This window comes from Vibrio hepatarius, from assembly GCF_011806575.1.
GTDB classification, from domain to species: domain Bacteria; phylum Pseudomonadota; class Gammaproteobacteria; order Enterobacterales; family Vibrionaceae; genus Vibrio; species Vibrio hepatarius_A.
In genome coordinates this window covers 73826-91266 of sequence record NZ_JAATOO010000013.1, presented here as the reverse complement: position 1 = coordinate 91266, position 17441 = coordinate 73826, and the positions used below count along the sequence as shown (strand labels likewise).

The window sequence follows — 17441 nt, the reverse complement described above, 5'->3', positions numbered from 1 at the left end:
ACTAACAATACTTAAATACATACAAATCAACAACTTAAAGGCATCCCTTTCAGAAAAGTGGCGACAAAATGGCGACAAAAATGAATTTACGCAGTAATACTGCTCTTAACGTTAGTCTTAACACGTCATCAAATAACGCCACAATTGTCGCCACCATAAATAATTGAAGTCGGTGAAAGCTAAAGCTCTCTCATTACACACCTACCTTCGAGCAGGCATCAGGATGTTTACGCTCTTGAGTAGAGCCAAACGCTCAGCAATCTAAAATACTTTATACATGTCCTATTAAGGTGAATTTACACTATCTCCCTCCCAGTTAATCATCAATACGACCACAACCGAAGAAAGCCGAGCCAGTTCTATATAATAGAAAAAACCTTAAAATACAGATAGATACAAATAAACCTCAATTCACACAGAATATAAAAAATGTGAACTCCTGTGCAAAAAATGTACGACCTAAGTTTTGACACTCTTTTTAAAATGCATGTATATATATACATATAAATATTGCTCTTTATCAATTCGTGCCTAGGCAGATAAGACGCCGCAACAGAACGTTGGAAACGTGCTCCACTGCACCAGTTTTATCGACGAAGAAGCCCTGCTAATTAAACAGCGGAAAAAATATTCCTCAAACACACCTAACGTCTCGCAAACGGGCTGGGTTCGGTTCCGCTCTGTACCGATTAAAGTGCAAGAGCATTCCTTCAGTTGGAGAATCAATATGACAGACCATTTAAAGCATTTTCGTTCATATCGCTATCTAAGACCTCAATCAAAAGTAGACAGAGCAACAAGAGAAACGACACCTTTTGATAGGGAATTAAAGCAGACACGCATACGTTTTCTACGTTCCCACGCTCGCGAGTTTTAGTTTCTTTGGTAAGCGGCCAACGACTCATCGCGTTTTTTGTTCTAAATAATTCCATGAATGGATGTTAGGAGGAAAAATGAAAGACGGTACATTATCATCCATCAACCTCATCCTTGATTCAGAAACGACCCAAGCTTTAGAAAAAGCGGCGAACAAATCCTTCAGAACTTTGCGCAAAGAAGCGTCTTTACGCGTGATAGATCATGTCATTCGCTTCAGCGCCCCTTGCTCAACCCGATTATGTAATGAAAGTTCTGGGGTCAAAGTCCACATTCCTATCACGCTAAAAGCAAAGCAGGCCCCCTGCCTCTATCGTGGAAATTACCGCGTTAAAACTTATGTTGAAGAGTGCTCTCGCCGTCTAAAAGATCATTTACAACGATATCCAACCATCTCCGCAGTTGGTATCGTCCAGGAGCATACACATGCTCCTTGAGCTGAGCGCGCTAATCCCGCTACTCAATAGCTGCCAAAGCCAAGTTGACGCAAGTATCCTCAAACGCCTCATTGATACAGAAAGCTCTCGAAATCCCTACGCCATCGGAGTAGTCGGCGTCAAAACGGTCAATCAACCCAAAACAAAACTAGAAGCGATTCAAATCGCCATAGACTTAGACAATCGTGGCTTTAGGTACAGTCTTGGGCTGATGCAAATCAACAACAAAAACTTCCCTGCTTACGGCATGACGATTGAAACCGCCTTTGATCCTTGCACAAACATCAACGTCGGAGCGGACATCTACGCTAAGTGTTACCACCGTGCGAAGGCGAACACTCCTAGCAAGGCACACCAACTACTACTAGATGATGCCGCCTCTTGCTATTACGCCAATAACTTCACGCAAGGCTATCAAAGCGAAGGAGCCAACGGACTCAGTTACGTTGAAAAATTCAACCGAGAGAAGAAATTACCCTCCGACATCATTTCGGAATCATACGACTCTTTCCCTGAACCACCTCAACCATCAAAACCATCTCCACCGACACAGCCCCATGTGTGGGATGTGTTTGGTGATTTCACTGATTAATTTAAAGGAACCTGTCTATGACACCTCTCCATTCAAACATTCCGTCCTCCAATAACCTACGAGCTGTGCTAGTGGCCATGATGCTGATTCTTGTTTATCAACCAGTATTGGCCGCAGGCGGCCTAGATGAAGCCACCAACTGGGTTAATGAAATCGCATCATGGGCATACAGATTCCTCGGGTCAGCCGTGGTGCTTTACAGCATTGTCATGGTGATCTTGGCACTTCTGGACAAAAAAATGTGGGGTGATGTGGGTATCAGCATCGCGAGAGCGGCAGCCGCTGGCGGCATCGTTGCTGCAGTCACTTACGCATGGCCAATTTGGGGGAGCTAATCATGTATGACGAAGAACGAGCACAATACGCTAGCTATAACTCACTGGCTCGTAAGCCGTTGATGTTAGGCATTCCGGTCATTCCTTTGGTACTCGGAACGTTGGGCATGCTGTTTAGTGGTTGGGGTGGACTAATTATCTTCGGAATAGAAGGGCTGGGTTTTCCGGCCTTTATTGCCTTAGGACTGCTGTACATCCGCATTCGCAGTGTGGGAGACAGCCGAGCCATCGATGATATGAAATGGCAAGCCAACGGTTTCTTAACGCGCCTACGTTGCCAGTCCAACACCAGTTCATTTACGTCCTTCGATAGCCACCCAGTTAGGAGAAAGCAGTATGTCAGTGAATGGTTTAAAAACAATCCCCTTGGCTGAGAGGCTTCCTGCTTATGGCTACCCGATCAATCGTTCCATGATCTCATTGGACGATGCAAAAATCATGACGACCCTAAGCCTTAGTGGCATTCCCTTCGAGTCAGAATCGAACAATACGCTGATGCCCGCGTTTGAACTGATCAAAAACTTACTCAGCAGCCTCGCCAGAAAGTACGGCAGTCAACTCGCAGTGTGGACCCACATTATTAAACGCAAAGAACATTTTGAGGCAACCTACTGCTTTGACAGTAACTTTATGCAGCGCTTTTCTGATCGCTATCTGCAAGACTTCTCCGGTGAGGAGTTTTTCAGTATCCATTACTACATAACCTTTGTATTCCATTACGACGGAACCTTAGCGGAAGGCGAAGACGAGCTTAGTGACATTCTCAAAACCGCATCAGGAGCACTGAAGCGTTTCTCTTGTAAAGTGTTAGAAGTGACTAACGACCACCGTTGCGAGCATGTTGAGTTCCTGTCGTACTTACTCAATTACAACGACTAACCCAAGCCACTCACAACAGAAAAAGTGCGGGACTATATCGGCCACAGTGATTGGCATTTCGGACACGACTTACTCGAAGTACGTAACGCGAATAACGAGGCAACTAAGTTTGCCACTTTTTTCGAGCTTGATGCGCTCCCTACCACCACCGAAATGGGGATTTGGGATTTCATCTTACGCCAACCGACTGAATTCGTTCTGACTCAATCGATGATTTTCATGCAAGGAATCCAAGCGCAAAAAATGATTGATAGGCAAATGAACCTAATCGAATCCGGTGACAATGCCGAGCATGAGTTAGTCGAACTACGCACGGCACGAGATTACGTAGCCTCGGGTGTCGTCAGCTTTGGCGACTACCACGCATCATTAGCCGTGATGGGAAATTCACCCGAGAAAGTACTTGCAGACAGTGCGGACTTAAATGGTCAGTTCTTAGCGAAAGGTACGGTACTGAAACGCTCAAACCTCAAGTCACAGTTTTCGTTTCTTAGCGCCCTTCCCGCATCGAAAGATCGCGTTAAGCCTTCACCTAGGACCATCGCCAACTTCGCTTCTACGTGGTCACTGCACAATTACTCTACGGGCAAAGCGTCCGGCAATCCGATTGGGGACGGCAGTGCTATCCTTCCACTAAAGACCTTGTCAAATTCCTTGTTTCACTTCAACTGCCATGCCTCTGAAGCCGGAAGGAACAATATTGGCGAAAAAAGCGCGGGACACACTATGATCCTCGGTGCGTCTGGTTCAGGTAAAACAACGCTTGAAGCTACATTGACTGGCTTTTTGACGCGCTTTGATCAGCAAATATTTTGCATTGATTATAAGCGCTCCACCGAACTGTTTGTTCGTGCTTTTGGTGGTGAGTATTTCGCCATAAAAGAAGGGGAAGACACCGGTATCAACCCTTTTCAATTGGAGCATACCCCCAAGCTAGTGAGCTTTTTGAACCGTCTGGTCTGCCGACTGGCACAAGATACGCGGGGACACGTCAACGCCCATGATGAAAAGGAAATCAAGGACGCGATTGATAGTGTGATGCACTTTGACTTACCAATGCGTGGGCTCAGTATGATGCTGCAATCCATCCAAATGCCCGACTTACGTCTCAGGCTCAGTAAGTGGTGTCGTAGTGAGGATGGTAAACTGGCCTGGTGCCTAGACTCACCTCGGAACCTCTTCAACCCCAAAACCATGGACCGTATTGGCTTTGATTCAACGCTATTACTTGAAAAGGAATCCAACGGGTACATTCACCCTGCGAGCGAACCTCTCTTAGCGTGTTTGTTCTTCCTTAAAGAGCTCATGCAAGAGTCCGGCAAGCTACTACAGACCATCGTTGAAGAGTTCTGGATGCCTGCCAACTTCCCTCTTACTCAGGCGGTAATGAAGCGTACGTTGAAAACTGGCCGTTTGATGAATGAGTTCATGGTGTTGTCCTCACAATCACCGGAGGATGCCATTGAATGTGACATCTTCCCCGCTATCGTCCAACAGACCGCCACCAAAGTGTACTTACCAAACCCTGATGCAGAGTACAGCGCCTACCAGCGATGCAACCTGACACTGGGTGAGCAGCGATGCAACCTGACACTGGGTGAGTTCACCAAACTCAAAGCGCTCGACAAGCAAAGTCGTACGCTGCTCATTAAACAGTTCAACACCAGTTGCTTCGCCAAGCTGGACTTAGGTGGGTTTGATGAGTTTCTACCGATCATCTCCGGATCTACCGATGACATTGTATTGAGCGAGTCTCTGCGCTCCGAGTTAGGCAACGCCCCCGAACGGTGGATTCCCGAACTATTGAAAAGGAGGTAATCATGCTTAAGCGAACCTCATTTGCGATGTGTGTGACGTTAGCAATCAGCGCATCGACACTCGCATCGGGAATTCCCGTTGTTGACGTCGCAGGCATCACTCAAATGGTGGCCGATAGCGCACAGCGAGCGCAAGAGTTTGCCCAGTCAATCAGCGAAGCTCGCAATCGTCTCATCCAGTTGAAACGCCAAGCCGAGCACTACAAGTCGATGGTAGAAGGCCACTATGGGTTTGAAGAAATTCTCAACGACCCAAACTTAAACGATGTAATTGACCTGCGCGCTTACCGTGATTTGTATGACGCGATTGACGATATATCTGACTTACGTTCTGAATTCGACCTGTACTCCGACACCCCAATCATACAGAGGCGCTACGATCTGCAATTGAAGCAACTTCGTTTCCAAGAAATGCTTTACGAACGGAACACGGAACGCAACAAACGCATGAGTCAACTCCTCGCACAATTCGGAACGGCAACTACGCCCGCGGCCAAAGAATACTTAGCCAACAGCATTCACTTTGAAACCATGCGGATGCAAAACGAGCAACGCATGATGGATCTCATCAATGCTGGACCAACAACAAACGCTTGAGGCCCAACAACGAAGTTTGCAGCTAAAACAACAAGTGTTTGGCGACGGCATTCCTTTAAAAAGCGCGTAAAAGCATGCCATTACAGACAAAATGCGGCCACTGACGAATCAGGAGTCACTTCCTAAGGATGCGCTATGTTTGACCAATTATTTAACTTCGTGACAACCATCGTCACAGACAACATCGGAACAATGGTTGTTCTTTTTGCGGATGTGATCACTCCGTTGATAGGGGCATCGGTTCATTGGCGCTTTGTACCACCGTTGCTTTCGACACATCGTGGTATATGACCGCTATCGTCCCGATGGTATTGAATACTGGGAATACGGTAGCGAACCATTTGACGTCATCGACAGGCGACAGTGGCGCAGCCCTCCAAGGCATGTTCGACACTATGCTGCTCAAAATTGAAAGCCTGTGGGATAACGTATCTTTCGGTATCGCTGCTTCTTGGGGAGATTCCTTTCTGATGATTATCTTGTTGGTACTTGTGATATTTGGGTATGTACCATTTCTACTTATCGCAACCGCCTACCTACTGGTCGCAAAAATAATGATGGGGTTTCTTCTGATCCTTGGGCCTCTGTTTATCATGTTCGCCTTCTTTCCCTCTACCCGAGCGATGTTTCAATCATGGGTAGGTCAGTGTTTGAACTACGTGTTACTCACGATTGTCTATCCTCTTGCTTTTAGTGTATTCGATCTGACGATCAACGATGTGCTCGGCGGGCATGAAAACGTCTCGTTCGGTTCGTGTTTGATGACGCTCATTCTTTTTGGCTGCTGTATTTTCATTTCTGTTCAAATTCCCGTCATGACCGCTTCCCTTTCCGGTGGTCCCGGCATTAATGGCTTAGTTACCAATATGGGCATGGGAATGCGTAGCCTAAGTGACCTAACAACAGGTGCGACAAAACGCAGCGAAACGTGTAAGAAAGCGCACACACAATGGTGCTAAATTTCTCTACGACCAAAGCAAAAATCGAATTCGACCGGGCTAACACCGCCCTAGTCTCTCACCTTGAATAGCACGGCGCGCAACGCGCTTTATTGGATTTTAAAAGGAACTGAAATGAAGACGTTCCCCCTTTTATTGATGGCGTGTTTGAGTGTGGGCTGCGCTAGTACCCCGCCACCTCCACCAGAGCCCGCGGGTGACGTCACCCCGGTAAACCCGCCCAAAGTTAATCTTGAAGATTTGTACCCCCAAAGAGGCGCCCAATGAGGACACCCATTGATTCTGCTTTGGAACGCAATCACGCCAAGGCTGAAAAAACACCCAGTGCCAAACATCAAAAACAAGCTGATCTCTACCTCAAGGAGATCAAAAAGTTCGAGCAAGACCGAGTCGAAATCGCCAAGCAATCGGCGAAATCTGCATGGATAATCACGGCGGGATCAGGTGTACTCACGCTACTACTGGGGTTCGCGATTGTGGTGATGATGCCGCTTAAAACCGTAGATTATCGGCTGCTTTTTATCGACCCACAAACCGGCGTGACCCAGCTGATCCATCCGCTTTCGGACGCCAAGCAAATGACGTACGGCGAAGTGCTGGATAAGCATTGGCTACATCGTTACGTCACCACTCGCGGCTCCTACCAATGGCAGACCGTTCAGGATGCGTTCGACTACATCAAGCTCACGAGTCGTGATGATGTTTTCAATGCCTACAGTGGGCAATTGCGTGCAAAAAACTCGCCTGTTGCCGTGTTTAAAGACTATAAAAAAATCCACTTAGAAGACGTCGCGATTTCATTTCTGCCGACTCGCCAGGATCAAAGGCTGGCGCAGGTGTCGTTTACTAAAGTAGTGCTCAATAGTGACGATAGCCCCGACAGCAGTTATCGACCCACCAAATGGAGCGCCACCATAACGTTTGATTACCTCAAGGAAATCACCAAGGAGTCAGAACGACAACTCAACCCGCTTGGTTTCCAAGTCACCAGTTATCAAGAAAACAGGGCGATCCAATGATAAAACCACTAGTGATATGCCTCACTTGTTTGCTCGCATTTTCTAGTCATGCTTTAACGTTGCCGACGCATCTAGGCAAAGATCGTCGCATTGTTTACGCCGACTATGATCCGAGTGATGTGATTGCGATACGCACTCAAGCGGGTGTCGCGACCCTCATCCAGCTTGATAAGAATGAAACCATCCTTGGTGAGCATTCTGGTTTAGCGATGGGCGATGCGACAGCATGGGGGTTCAATGTACGTGGCAATAACGTGTTCTTTAAACCCCAAGCAACGCAACCCAACCCAACCCAACCCAACACGAACCTAACGATCGTCAGTGATGGGGGACGCACATACGCATTCGAATTATTCACGAGTCAGCAACCGTTTTATGTGGTGGTGATGCGCTATCCCAATCCTAAACCCACCAGCACCGCGACACTGAAACCACCTTGTAGCGATGGCAACGACAACTTCCGTTACGTTAAATGGGGAGATCAAGAATTGGCACCGGCCTATGCATGGGACGATGGGCGATTCACGTGCATGAAGTTTTCTAACAATGCGGAGTTACCCGTGATTTACCAACTCAACGCCGACGGCAAAGAGTCCTTGGTGAACTACCACATTGAACAAGACACCATCGTGATCCACTCCGTCGCGAGTGAGTACCGTTTACGCTTGGGTGAACGAGTCTTAGGGATCCGCTCTCACTTTGTCGAGTTCGCTGGTCACAACCCAAAAGCCAGTGCCATCAACGCGACTCGTGTGATTAAGGAGGATGAGTCATGAACAAAAAATGGCGCGAAATTTGCGACCGATAAGGATTTAGCTCAGTCCGGGCTGTTCCCAGATCCCAACGCTCCAAATAAGAAGCCGAGCATCTTACTCGGTAAAATGCCCAAAGGACGCTTTAAAGGCCGTTTCATCGAACTTGAAAGCGCACAATTTGTTGAAGTACCCGCCCCAACTCTCAGCGGCAAAGGGGTCGGTATGGTGATCCCCAATTGCGTCACCTACCCGGATTCATTGGTTTGCGTGGACATTAAGTTCGAGAACTTGGTGAAAAGCGGCGGGTTTCGCAAACGGTGCGGTCAAGAGGTGTTTCTGTTTGCCCCAGACGGCTTTGCTGTCAATGAACAGGCGAGAGCGCGAGAAGAGCTACGCTCGCACCGTTGGAACCCTTATGACTATGTTCGTCGAAGCCCAACCTTTCGCGTCGGGGGATATCCTCAACATTGCCAATAGCTTGTACCCAATTTCTGGGGATAAGAAAAGTAACACTTGAAACGAACTTGCAGGCAAACTGTTTAAGGGCATCAGTTGTTGGATGTTCGATACCGAGGCCATAAACGGGATCAAACCCTCGCTGCCTTATGTGCTTCACCTTGGGGGAATTGATGGTGGTCGTCGCGAACTCAAGCACAGCTACAGCTCGGATGATGCGCGTTTTGAGTTCAATAGCTGTTTATCGATGGCTGAAGAGACCTACTCTAGCGTCGAAAGCACACTGCTCAGTCCATTAGCCATATTCGGTGACCGCGTCACGGCTGCCGCGGTCAATGACTCCGATTTTAACTTTCGCCAACTGCGCAAAAAACCGATGAGCATCTATGTTGGCTGACAACCCGCCAACCTTAAAAACTTCGGTGCCTTATTCAACTTGTTCTTTGAACAGTTGATCTCCGAAAACATGCGTACCCTACCCGAGCATGATAACACGCTGAAATATCAATGCCTTGTGCTACTGGATGAGTTCACCGCCCTTGGGCGAATTAAACAACTCGAACAAGCCATCAGCTATACCGCGGGGTAAAACCTTCGATTTCTCACCATCTATCAAGATGAGGGCCAGCTTGAAGCGGTTTATCGACGTGGATACGCACAAAACATTCGTAAAAATCACGGCGTAGGCGTAAGAGTGGTGTATCCACCAAAAGAAGTCGACGACAACGTTCGGCGCCTCTCTGACACCTTAGGAACCAAGACAGTAAAGCAACGGAAAACCAGCCACAACACGGGTAAAGGGGCCAGTAAAACCATCCTCCATACTGAGTTAAGGCGTCCATTACTGATGCCCCACGAAATTGTTGCACTGGGTTTTGAAAAGCACCCGAAAGCCAAAGATCTCGGTATTCACTCGCTGATTTTGAAAGAGAACCAACGCCCCTTTATTGCCGAGAAAATCATTTACTTTGAAGAGCCTGTGTTTGCTGAGCGGGTAACGTACGCCGAAGCCAACATTCCAGATATCCCTCTCCTTCCTTTACCTTGAGGAACGTACTATGACACATAAACGCTTGGTGATCGCTATCACCGTCGTATATTTATTGCCTGTTCACCCCGCTCACGCCACCAACGACGATGAGTGTGCCATTTGGCTTCGCTTACCTACAGGCTTTCCGAGCGGTTGTGGCGATGCAAAAAACGCTTTTAAAAAACGTATTAAGAGATTAAAGCCCCCTTTGCCTCGCTTCTCCTCTTATCTCTTCTCAGGGAAGATACCAAATGGCTTCTCATCCAATGAGCTTGATATGACCACACGCAGCGGCCACGCCGCCTATGTTCCGCCACGCAGTGAATGTGTGAGATGGGAAACCAGCAAAGACGAACACCGATGCGTAAAAACCGAGATAAAGCCGAGCCAAATCATCAAAGACCAACGCTGTCACATTTACCAGAAACAAAGCACCTCACGTCCCAGCGATTGCGCTCGTACCATCAGCTACGTGGAAACGTTTCAAAACGGCCGTAAGTACGGCGAAAACTACTACTTCGACCGCTTTGGTAACCCCTATACCGAAGGGTCTACTAAACATTGAGCCCATTTTAATTGAGCTCTAAGCTCTAAGCTCTAAGCTCTATGTGGTCAAGGTTTGGTATTCCTGCGTTCACAATGGCAGACATGGGTGGAAATATCATGTACGGACACAAAAATAGGAGCAGACTAAGTGGTGACAATCATTGATGAATCAAGCAGAACAGAAACCAAGCAGGCGAGAATTACGATTCCACACACATTGTAGTGATCGTCATTTACCGATTTTCTTTTATGAGGTTTATGAGGACTGCCAGAGTGGACTCTGAGAGGGAAACGCTCGCTCGTCCGCATGTTTACGGTATCATTATTTGCGCCAGATCTTAAATATTAAACATTACAAATAACAAAATCATCAACACAAACTAAAATAATACGTACTAAAAGTATGAACTTAGGTCAGGCATGAACACAATTACCGACAAAAAGCTCCTCAAACTGATTACTTATGCTCCCGCCACAATAGTTGCGACTTTTATGCTTATAATGATAGTGATCATCACAAGAGGAGTGATTATTAGCTCAGAGAATACATTAAAATTGCAGCTTGATGAATATCAACAACATGGACGTAATACCCTGATTAGCCGAGTCGAGTATGTCACTCAACATATTACATACGCTAGATCTCAAACGGAAAAACAACTGAAAAATAATGTCGAAACTTATGTTCACGAAGCGTACAAACTAGCAGCACGTCTTTTTAAAGCAAATACACATCTACCACAACCCCAAGTAAAGAAAATCATTACGGATGCACTTCGAGATTTTAGATTCCATCATAGAAGGGGCCATATCGGTATCTATCAAACCGATGGTTTGAATATTATGCAACCTATCGGCTCCCAAATTGAAAGTTCTCCATCTTGGCAGCTTGAAGAAGCCGATAGCAATTATATTGTTCGGTCAATTATCGAACAGGTTAAGACAAACGGGGAGACGTTTTACGACTGGAGGCCAATCGCGCCTGAGGACGACAATAACCGACGAAGAAAGATTAGCTTTGGCAAACTCTTCGAGCCTTATAATTGGGTCATCATCGCTAGCGACTCCGTCCAGAACGTTGAGAATGATATCAAAACGGACACACTAAACTGGTTACAAAATGTCCGATTTCGTGATTTTGGATATGTCTTTGTAATAGATGAGTTCGGAACAATTCTAGCTCACATTAACCAAGATCTTATCGGGCGCAATGCTTTCCAAATGGAGGACCCTAACGGTTTCAATTTTGGAGAAAGGACAATAGCGGCTAACAAACAGTTCATAAATTACGTAGCACCACTTGGGCCAAAAGGTTTATCGAACTATGACAAGACAAGTTATGTTGTAAAAGATTCTAGCTGGGGCTGGGTGATCGGGGCTGGTATGTACGATGAGATAACCAATCGATACATAGCTGATAAAGTTCAACAAGCGCGCATCGAACAGAATAGTACATTGAAGAATATGTTGGTGATGGGGGTCATCACTACAATTGTCGTCGCCTTATCTTCAATCGTTTTAAGCCGTTTGATAGCCAAGAGATTTTTGCGTTTTGAAAAGAGAATCAACCTTGATTTCAATAAGTTAAAATCCAATAGAGACGAATTAGCGTATTTAGCCAATCACGATATATTAACCGGTCTACCTAATCGCTCTCAGCTACTCAAAAAAATTTCAAGCCTTATTGAAAAATCAACAGCCAACAACCGCATGCTGGCAATCATGTTTGTCGACCTTGATGACTTTAAAAAGGTGAATGATCTATATGGCCACTCTGTAGGAGACAAATTGCTTCATATGCTCGGTGAGCAATTTGAATCGTTCTTGAATCCAGACGAATACGTTGCACGTTTTGGAGGAGACGAATTTGTTTTTTGTTTTCCAAATTTATGGGATATAACCGAAGCCCAAAGTAAAGTTGACTGCATCAAAAACGTTTTTACTCAACAATTTACTATCGATGGTAAGGTTCTTTTCGTCAGTTGTTCCGTAGGTGTTTCTATGTACCCTGTGGATGGAGATAAACCCGAAGTTTTGATATCTAAAGCAGAAATTGTGCTCTACAGAACCAAAGCACGTCAAAAAGGCGATGTTCTATTTTTTGACGAATCCATTGAAAAACAAGTTAAGTATGAGTTTGTTCTTGAGCGTGAACTAAGAAGTGCACTGAATAGGAATGAACTGACCGTCGTTTATCAACCGCAAGTCAACGCTCAAACAGGAGAGCTCTATGGTGTCGAAAGCTTGCTCCGCTGGCACAATCGTCATTTAGGCCACGTTTCCCCTATCGAGTTCATTCCACTTGCTGAAGAAATCGGTTTGATTGATCAACTTGGAGGGTTTGTTTTAGAACAAGCTTGTAAAGAGTTTAGTACGGTATTTCCTAGTCCAGAATCTAAAGTAGTTCTTTCAATTAATATATCTCCATTACAGTTACTTAACGGAAAATTCATAGAGCAACTTCAATCATCATTACGAACATATCGACTACAAAGCGATCGAGTAAACTTAGAAATCACCGAAAATGTCTTGATCCATGATTTACCCAAAGTTGCGCCTATAATAGCTCAATTAAAACGCCTTGGTTTTACTGTTTCCTTAGATGACTTTGGCACGGGTTATTCTTCTTTAAGTTATTTGAGTAACCTGTCATTAGACGAATTAAAAATTGATAAAGCGTTCGTGGACAAAATGCTGACTTCTTCACAAAGTGACTCTTTAATTAAAGCCATTATCGCTCTAGCAAAATCGATCAATGTGCGTATTGTCGCAGAAGGCGTGGAAACAAAAAAACAAAAAGAACTACTAACTGATTACGGTTGCGATGTATTGCAAGGTTACTTAATCGACCGCCCTATTTCTATCGAACAAGTGGAGAAAAAATACTCATCATCTCTCAACGTTAGCGGAGACTTAAATAATTCTGTGTAACTGTGTCAAGTTTACATTTAGTCAGTCAGCCTTTGTTCAAACATAGTCATAAAATGGAAAAACATCACCTTTAATCGATAAGTCAACCGTTGGATAAAGCTTACGCTTCTAGACGGAATTAGTTGTGTAGAGCATATTGGCGATTTCTCAGGGTAGTTAAGCAACGTGCTCAGGTTTATCTAAGAACAGCTAGTTTGAAAGGACAACACGATGTCATAACCACAGACTTTCTAACTAGGTACAAAATTTGTACTTGATACAACACCACCAATCATTTATTTGGAACCGTATTTACCCCCAATGGTGGGTTGTCACAAGTTGTGCGCCTTTAATTGGCATTGGAAACAACGTACTGAACAATCGATGGGGCTCGGTTAATCTTATACTCTTGTATCGCGTCAAACTCATTCGTCGTAAAGCTAAAACCTTCTTTGTCTTATATTAAGTAAGAAACAACCGCATACACCTCATACACCTCATACAAGAAAAACCCATAATGCAGCCAGCGAAACAAACGAAGACAGAAAGGCATGCCTGATCATTAGCTGCATATTGACGAGTGGTTTTCCACTTTTCAAAAGCTCATTCTGTCTATTGTGTACACCAGTTAAGAGCACACAGAGTCCAAATGTCAGCGCAACTAAATTCAGCACAGACGGCAGACCAAAGCGCAACACCATTACAGCGCTTGTAACAAACAATAATGCACTTCGTGACCATGCCAACGTTGTACGCTCACTCTGTAACCCCCGCTCTCGTTCCATTGCTTTGCTCATAATATAAAGAACGCCGCAATGGAACTGAGTATAACCAGGGACAAGACCAACACGAACAAACTACTACTGTAACAAAATGGTGCATCCAATCGCATAGCTCTTTCATTCAAATACCAACGAATAAGTGCCCACACGCCCGTACATATCGCAATAAGCGCAAACCCAGATCCTAGAAAAGTCATATATCTTGGCAACACATGAGTAGTTTCAAACAAGTCAATACCAAGCGCGGCAATTAAAAAAGCAAGCGACGTTCGAATCCAAGCTAAAAATGTACGTTCATTGGCAAGCGAAAATCGATAGTCCGGTTCTTTGCCCATTTTCATATGCTTTTCCTCATTGGTCGTTTGTGAAACTGAATTCTAGAACCGCTTCCAAGCTCAAAGTCAAAAACTTCAAAAAAATCAGAGTTGAATAACCTACTGACTAGGTTCTAAGGCTCCTATAGTCGGTGGCGAGCTCACGGCCTGATTCAACGCATCGGTGTCTACGCTATCGTCTACTTCGACGCCTTGAGAAACCGTGACGGAATCTCTCAATGGTACGTAATCTTGCCACTGGTAATTAGCCAAACCTGGTTGCGTCAATTTCGGGGCTTCCGTGAAAAAGTAACCGTCGCTTTCCATGGGAGGCGCATTAAAGTAGAGGTTATGGCTTCCCTGAATGGAGGTGTCGTCATACTTCCATTCAGGTTCGATGCCTTTTTCTAACTGCATGAAAATATTGTTAGAAAACATCAATTCAACCACATTATCTCGCGTCGCCGGTTCCACTAGGATAGTATGAACTCTTGGCGTGTTTGAAGCATCAGTGGGAAGTAAAAACGTATTGTTGTAAATTTGTCCGTTGAACACGCCGCCTCCGCACACTTGGAACGTCCGAGTTCTATCATCCACAGACAAGTTATACCGAACAACAAAATCGCTCGCTCGTCCTTTTTTTAAGTCGCCATAAGGGCAAATCAGCATAAAGCCCCCCTCATTGTTCCACGAGATATTGTACTGATAAACAATGCCATTGGTTGAATGGTCCACATCATACGCCATGCCATCTCTTATCGTTTTTCCTCCAGAAGTCACGTTGTATTGATACACCACATCGTCACTGTTTGCTGACCACATACCAGCATTGGGAGACTGAGATCGAAGATTAAATCCCGCTAACGTGTTGTGTTCTACACGCCCACTTTTGGTGGTCATCGGTGCAATGCCATCGCCACCAATGTTAGACAGTTGATTGCCGCTAATGGTCGTGTTTTCAAACGGCTGCCACTGCGCGGTACACAGCTCATACCAAAAAGGCACCAGCTCTGGGCGCTGGCACCAGTTCGACCAAGTATAAATCCCTTGTCGGTCAACATCAGAAATACGGTTGTTCTTAATCTCCAACCCATTGAACCAGGTGGGTACCGACGCTCCTCTTGCTTCCACAATAATACCGCCTGACGCGTTGGCGTATTTGCCCGTGCCATGCTGCCCCCCCTCTACTGTCGACGGCATTTGCCCACGCACATTTGTAATATCTAAATTAAGCAGTTGGATACCCTTGTGCTCACCCGTGTCCTCTGCGGTTACCCAGACCCCTCTTCTTGGCTGCTTTCCATCTCCGGGCGCCGAAAGGGCCAGATTTTTAACGGTGACCCAACTTGCGTCCTGAACCCAAAACGCTTGCTCTTGTCCATTGGCTTCAATATGCGGGCGATTTTTCGCGGTTCCATAATCTTCATACACGATAGCAGCGCCAGCGGTACCAGAGGTGCTCGCGACAACGCTGCCTCGGCATCGGGTGCCCTTTTTAAAGCGCACCGTATCACCAGCGTTCAATGCCATGCGGTTGAGTGTTTCAAGATTATTGATTGGAGAAGCGAGCGTTCCGTCACCGTCCTGGTCTTGTAAGCAATCGACATAGATTTCATTTCCAGCGTTTTTTTCTGACGCTGATATTCCCTTGCCATAGATAACCCAAAATATCGATAGAAAGAGAACAAAATAACAATCTTTCCGACGTTTAACTTTTCTTTCTTCAGTATTATTTTCTCGTTTAATGTTCATCACTGACTCCTTTTTATTCGGGCCATAATATAAATATTGCTTGCTACTCAATTAATTTTAATATTGGCATCCTCACCTCCTTATTAAATAAATTTTCACTCATTCACACCTATTACTTTCTGGCGAGACAGCGCCATTATGTATTCAATAGGAATATTATTTTCCACCATATCGCTCATCACATTCATTGCCCAAGTGACATGGCGATAAAAATGAAAATAGGATTCACAGAAATAATTGTGATGGGCAAAACCACCACTTGAAATGGCAAACCGATGTTTAGGGCACCCCCCGTTGCAGATGGGTAAAAATTTACAACTACGACATTGGTGATTCAGCGCGGATTTGTTTTTTCCAAATGAGACCGCCTGTTCACTGGTGGCGATTTCTTGTAATGAGGATTGATGAATATTGCCCAGTAAATAGTGAGGGTAGACAAAATGGTCGCAGGCGTAGACATCACCATTCGCTTCCATCGCCACATAACCCTGGCAACTGTCCGAGAACACGCACAAAGCATTCCCTAAACCTCGCCATGCCGCGAAAGTCACTTCAAACATTTGCACATACACGTTACCAACATCCTTCATTACCCACTCATCAAAGATGCGAGTAAGAAACTGGCCGTATTTAGTTGGGGGCACAGACCAATGAGTGACTTTTGCTTGGTGATGGTCAGGGTCGACAAAATATAGCCCCTCTTGGGTTGGTATTTCTGATTTGCGTTCAACGAGTGGAATAAACTGGAGATAACTCGAACCGATTGATTTTAAAAAATCATAGATTTCCAACGGGAAGTTAACATTGTCATTATTAATCACCGTCAGCGTATTAAATTTAATTTTGTATTTTTTTAATCGACGAATACTCGTCATTACCTTATCGAACGTACCGGTGTTTGTTTTTGTTCGTCGATATAAATCATGAAGGTGCTTTGGCCCATCGATAGAAATACCCACAATAAAGCGATTTTCTTTTAAGAAACGGCACCAAGAATCATTAAGCGCAATACCATTCGACTGTAAAAAATTAGTAGTGGTTTTCTTGCCCTTATATTTATTTTGAATTTGAACGACGCGGCGATAAAAATCGAGCCCGATTAACGTTGGCTCTCCTCCCTGCCAGACAAAACTCACGTCATCGTCGTCATTGGCCTCTATGTTCTGAGCAATAAAGCGTTCCAATGTGCTTTCAGACATCACGTGCTGATTTGTGTCTTTATACAGACACTGTTTTTCCAGATAAAAGCAGTACTCACACTGAATGTTGCACGTTGCACCACACGGCTTCGCCATCACATTGAGGGGGCGATTGGCGTGATTTTTTTTGCCTCGATCCATTGCAGGCACCTCCATTCTCTGTTGTGAAGGATATGGCCAAAAATC

General features: G+C 45.2%; 18 protein-coding genes and 1 pseudogene. 15 read left to right on the top strand and 4 right to left on the bottom strand.

Features of this window, described 5'->3' with window-relative positions; all coding sequences use genetic code 11:
* Positions 1-953: 953 nt before the first annotated feature.
* The 15 genes and pseudogenes from HCZ42_RS12240 to HCZ42_RS12185 all read left to right on the top strand — a co-directional run bounded on the left by HCZ42_RS12240 (position 954) and on the right by HCZ42_RS12185 (position 13229).
* Positions 954-1313 (top strand): TraY domain-containing protein, encoded by a 360-nt coding sequence (locus HCZ42_RS12240; protein ID WP_167420962.1) that lies wholly within the window; start codon positions 954-956, stop codon positions 1311-1313.
* The gene (locus HCZ42_RS12235) at positions 1303-1905 is read left to right on the top strand and encodes a lytic transglycosylase domain-containing protein (RefSeq protein ID WP_167420961.1); all 603 of its coding nucleotides are present in this window, start codon (positions 1303-1305) and stop codon (positions 1903-1905) included. Before HCZ42_RS12240 ends, HCZ42_RS12235 begins: the two co-directional genes overlap by 11 nt.
* A 17-nt stretch (positions 1906-1922) precedes the next feature.
* Entirely contained in the window at positions 1923-2240 is a 318-nt protein-coding gene (locus HCZ42_RS12230; RefSeq protein WP_167420960.1) for a conjugal transfer protein, read from the top strand.
* 2 nt (positions 2241-2242) lie between these two features.
* Complete coding sequence (locus HCZ42_RS12225; protein ID WP_167420959.1) at positions 2243-2614, top strand: conjugal transfer protein TraD; 372 nt, start codon at positions 2243-2245, stop codon at positions 2612-2614.
* Entirely contained in the window at positions 2577-3119 is a 543-nt protein-coding gene (locus tag HCZ42_RS21880) for a hypothetical protein (RefSeq protein ID WP_254868958.1), read from the top strand. The genes HCZ42_RS12225 and HCZ42_RS21880 overlap by 38 nt, the downstream gene beginning before the upstream one ends.
* 24 nt (positions 3120-3143) lie before the next feature.
* Positions 3144-4937, top strand: coding sequence for a conjugal transfer protein TraE (locus tag HCZ42_RS12220; protein WP_368484188.1), 1794 nt, complete (start codon positions 3144-3146; stop codon positions 4935-4937).
* Positions 4938-4939: 2 nt separating this feature from the next.
* Positions 4940-5533 (top strand): type IV secretion system protein, encoded by a 594-nt coding sequence (locus HCZ42_RS12215; protein WP_254868957.1) that lies wholly within the window; start codon positions 4940-4942, stop codon positions 5531-5533.
* Positions 5534-5668: 135 nt separating this feature from the next.
* Complete coding sequence (locus HCZ42_RS21875; RefSeq protein ID WP_254868956.1) at positions 5669-5824, top strand: hypothetical protein; 156 nt, start codon at positions 5669-5671, stop codon at positions 5822-5824.
* Positions 5821-6492 (top strand): type IV secretion system protein, encoded by a 672-nt coding sequence (locus HCZ42_RS12210; protein WP_254868955.1) that lies wholly within the window; start codon positions 5821-5823, stop codon positions 6490-6492. Before HCZ42_RS21875 ends, HCZ42_RS12210 begins: the two co-directional genes overlap by 4 nt.
* A gap of 263 nt (positions 6493-6755) precedes the next feature.
* Positions 6756-7511: a virB8 family protein gene (locus HCZ42_RS12205; protein WP_167420958.1), complete on the top strand. Its 756-nt coding sequence runs from the start codon at positions 6756-6758 to the stop codon at positions 7509-7511.
* Positions 7508-8287 (top strand): TrbG/VirB9 family P-type conjugative transfer protein, encoded by a 780-nt coding sequence (locus HCZ42_RS12200; protein WP_167420957.1) that lies wholly within the window; start codon positions 7508-7510, stop codon positions 8285-8287. Before HCZ42_RS12205 ends, HCZ42_RS12200 begins: the two co-directional genes overlap by 4 nt.
* A gap of 51 nt (positions 8288-8338) precedes the next feature.
* Positions 8339-8743, top strand: a complete 405-nt coding sequence (locus HCZ42_RS21870) for a type IV secretory system conjugative DNA transfer family protein (protein WP_254868963.1) — start codon at positions 8339-8341, stop codon at positions 8741-8743.
* Between the two features lie 82 nt (positions 8744-8825).
* Positions 8826-9770: pseudogene (locus HCZ42_RS21865) on the top strand (type IV secretory system conjugative DNA transfer family protein).
* Positions 9771-9780: 10 nt separating this feature from the next.
* Positions 9781-10317: a conjugal transfer protein TraL gene (locus HCZ42_RS12190; protein ID WP_167420956.1), complete on the top strand. Its 537-nt coding sequence runs from the start codon at positions 9781-9783 to the stop codon at positions 10315-10317.
* Positions 10318-10718: 401 nt separating this feature from the next.
* Complete coding sequence (locus tag HCZ42_RS12185) at positions 10719-13229, top strand: bifunctional diguanylate cyclase/phosphodiesterase (protein WP_167420955.1); 2511 nt, start codon at positions 10719-10721, stop codon at positions 13227-13229.
* Positions 13230-13705: 476 nt separating this feature from the next.
* On the opposite strand, the gene HCZ42_RS22115 is transcribed toward HCZ42_RS12185, so the two are convergent.
* The 4 genes from HCZ42_RS22115 to HCZ42_RS12165 all read right to left on the bottom strand — a co-directional run bounded on the left by HCZ42_RS22115 (position 13706) and on the right by HCZ42_RS12165 (position 17396).
* Complete coding sequence (locus HCZ42_RS22115; RefSeq protein WP_368484189.1) at positions 13706-13993, bottom strand: DUF202 domain-containing protein; 288 nt, start codon at positions 13991-13993, stop codon at positions 13706-13708.
* Positions 13994-14001: 8 nt separating this feature from the next.
* Positions 14002-14331: a YidH family protein gene (locus tag HCZ42_RS12175; protein ID WP_167420953.1), complete on the bottom strand. Its 330-nt coding sequence runs from the start codon at positions 14329-14331 to the stop codon at positions 14002-14004.
* Positions 14332-14424: 93 nt separating this feature from the next.
* Complete coding sequence (locus HCZ42_RS12170) at positions 14425-15834, bottom strand: pectate lyase (RefSeq protein ID WP_254868954.1); 1410 nt, start codon at positions 15832-15834, stop codon at positions 14425-14427.
* A 317-nt stretch (positions 15835-16151) separates the two neighbouring features.
* A complete protein-coding gene (locus HCZ42_RS12165) occupies positions 16152-17396 on the bottom strand; it encodes an anaerobic sulfatase maturase (RefSeq protein WP_167420951.1) in 1245 nt (414 codons plus the stop codon).
* Between the last annotated feature and the right edge of the window lie 45 nt (positions 17397-17441).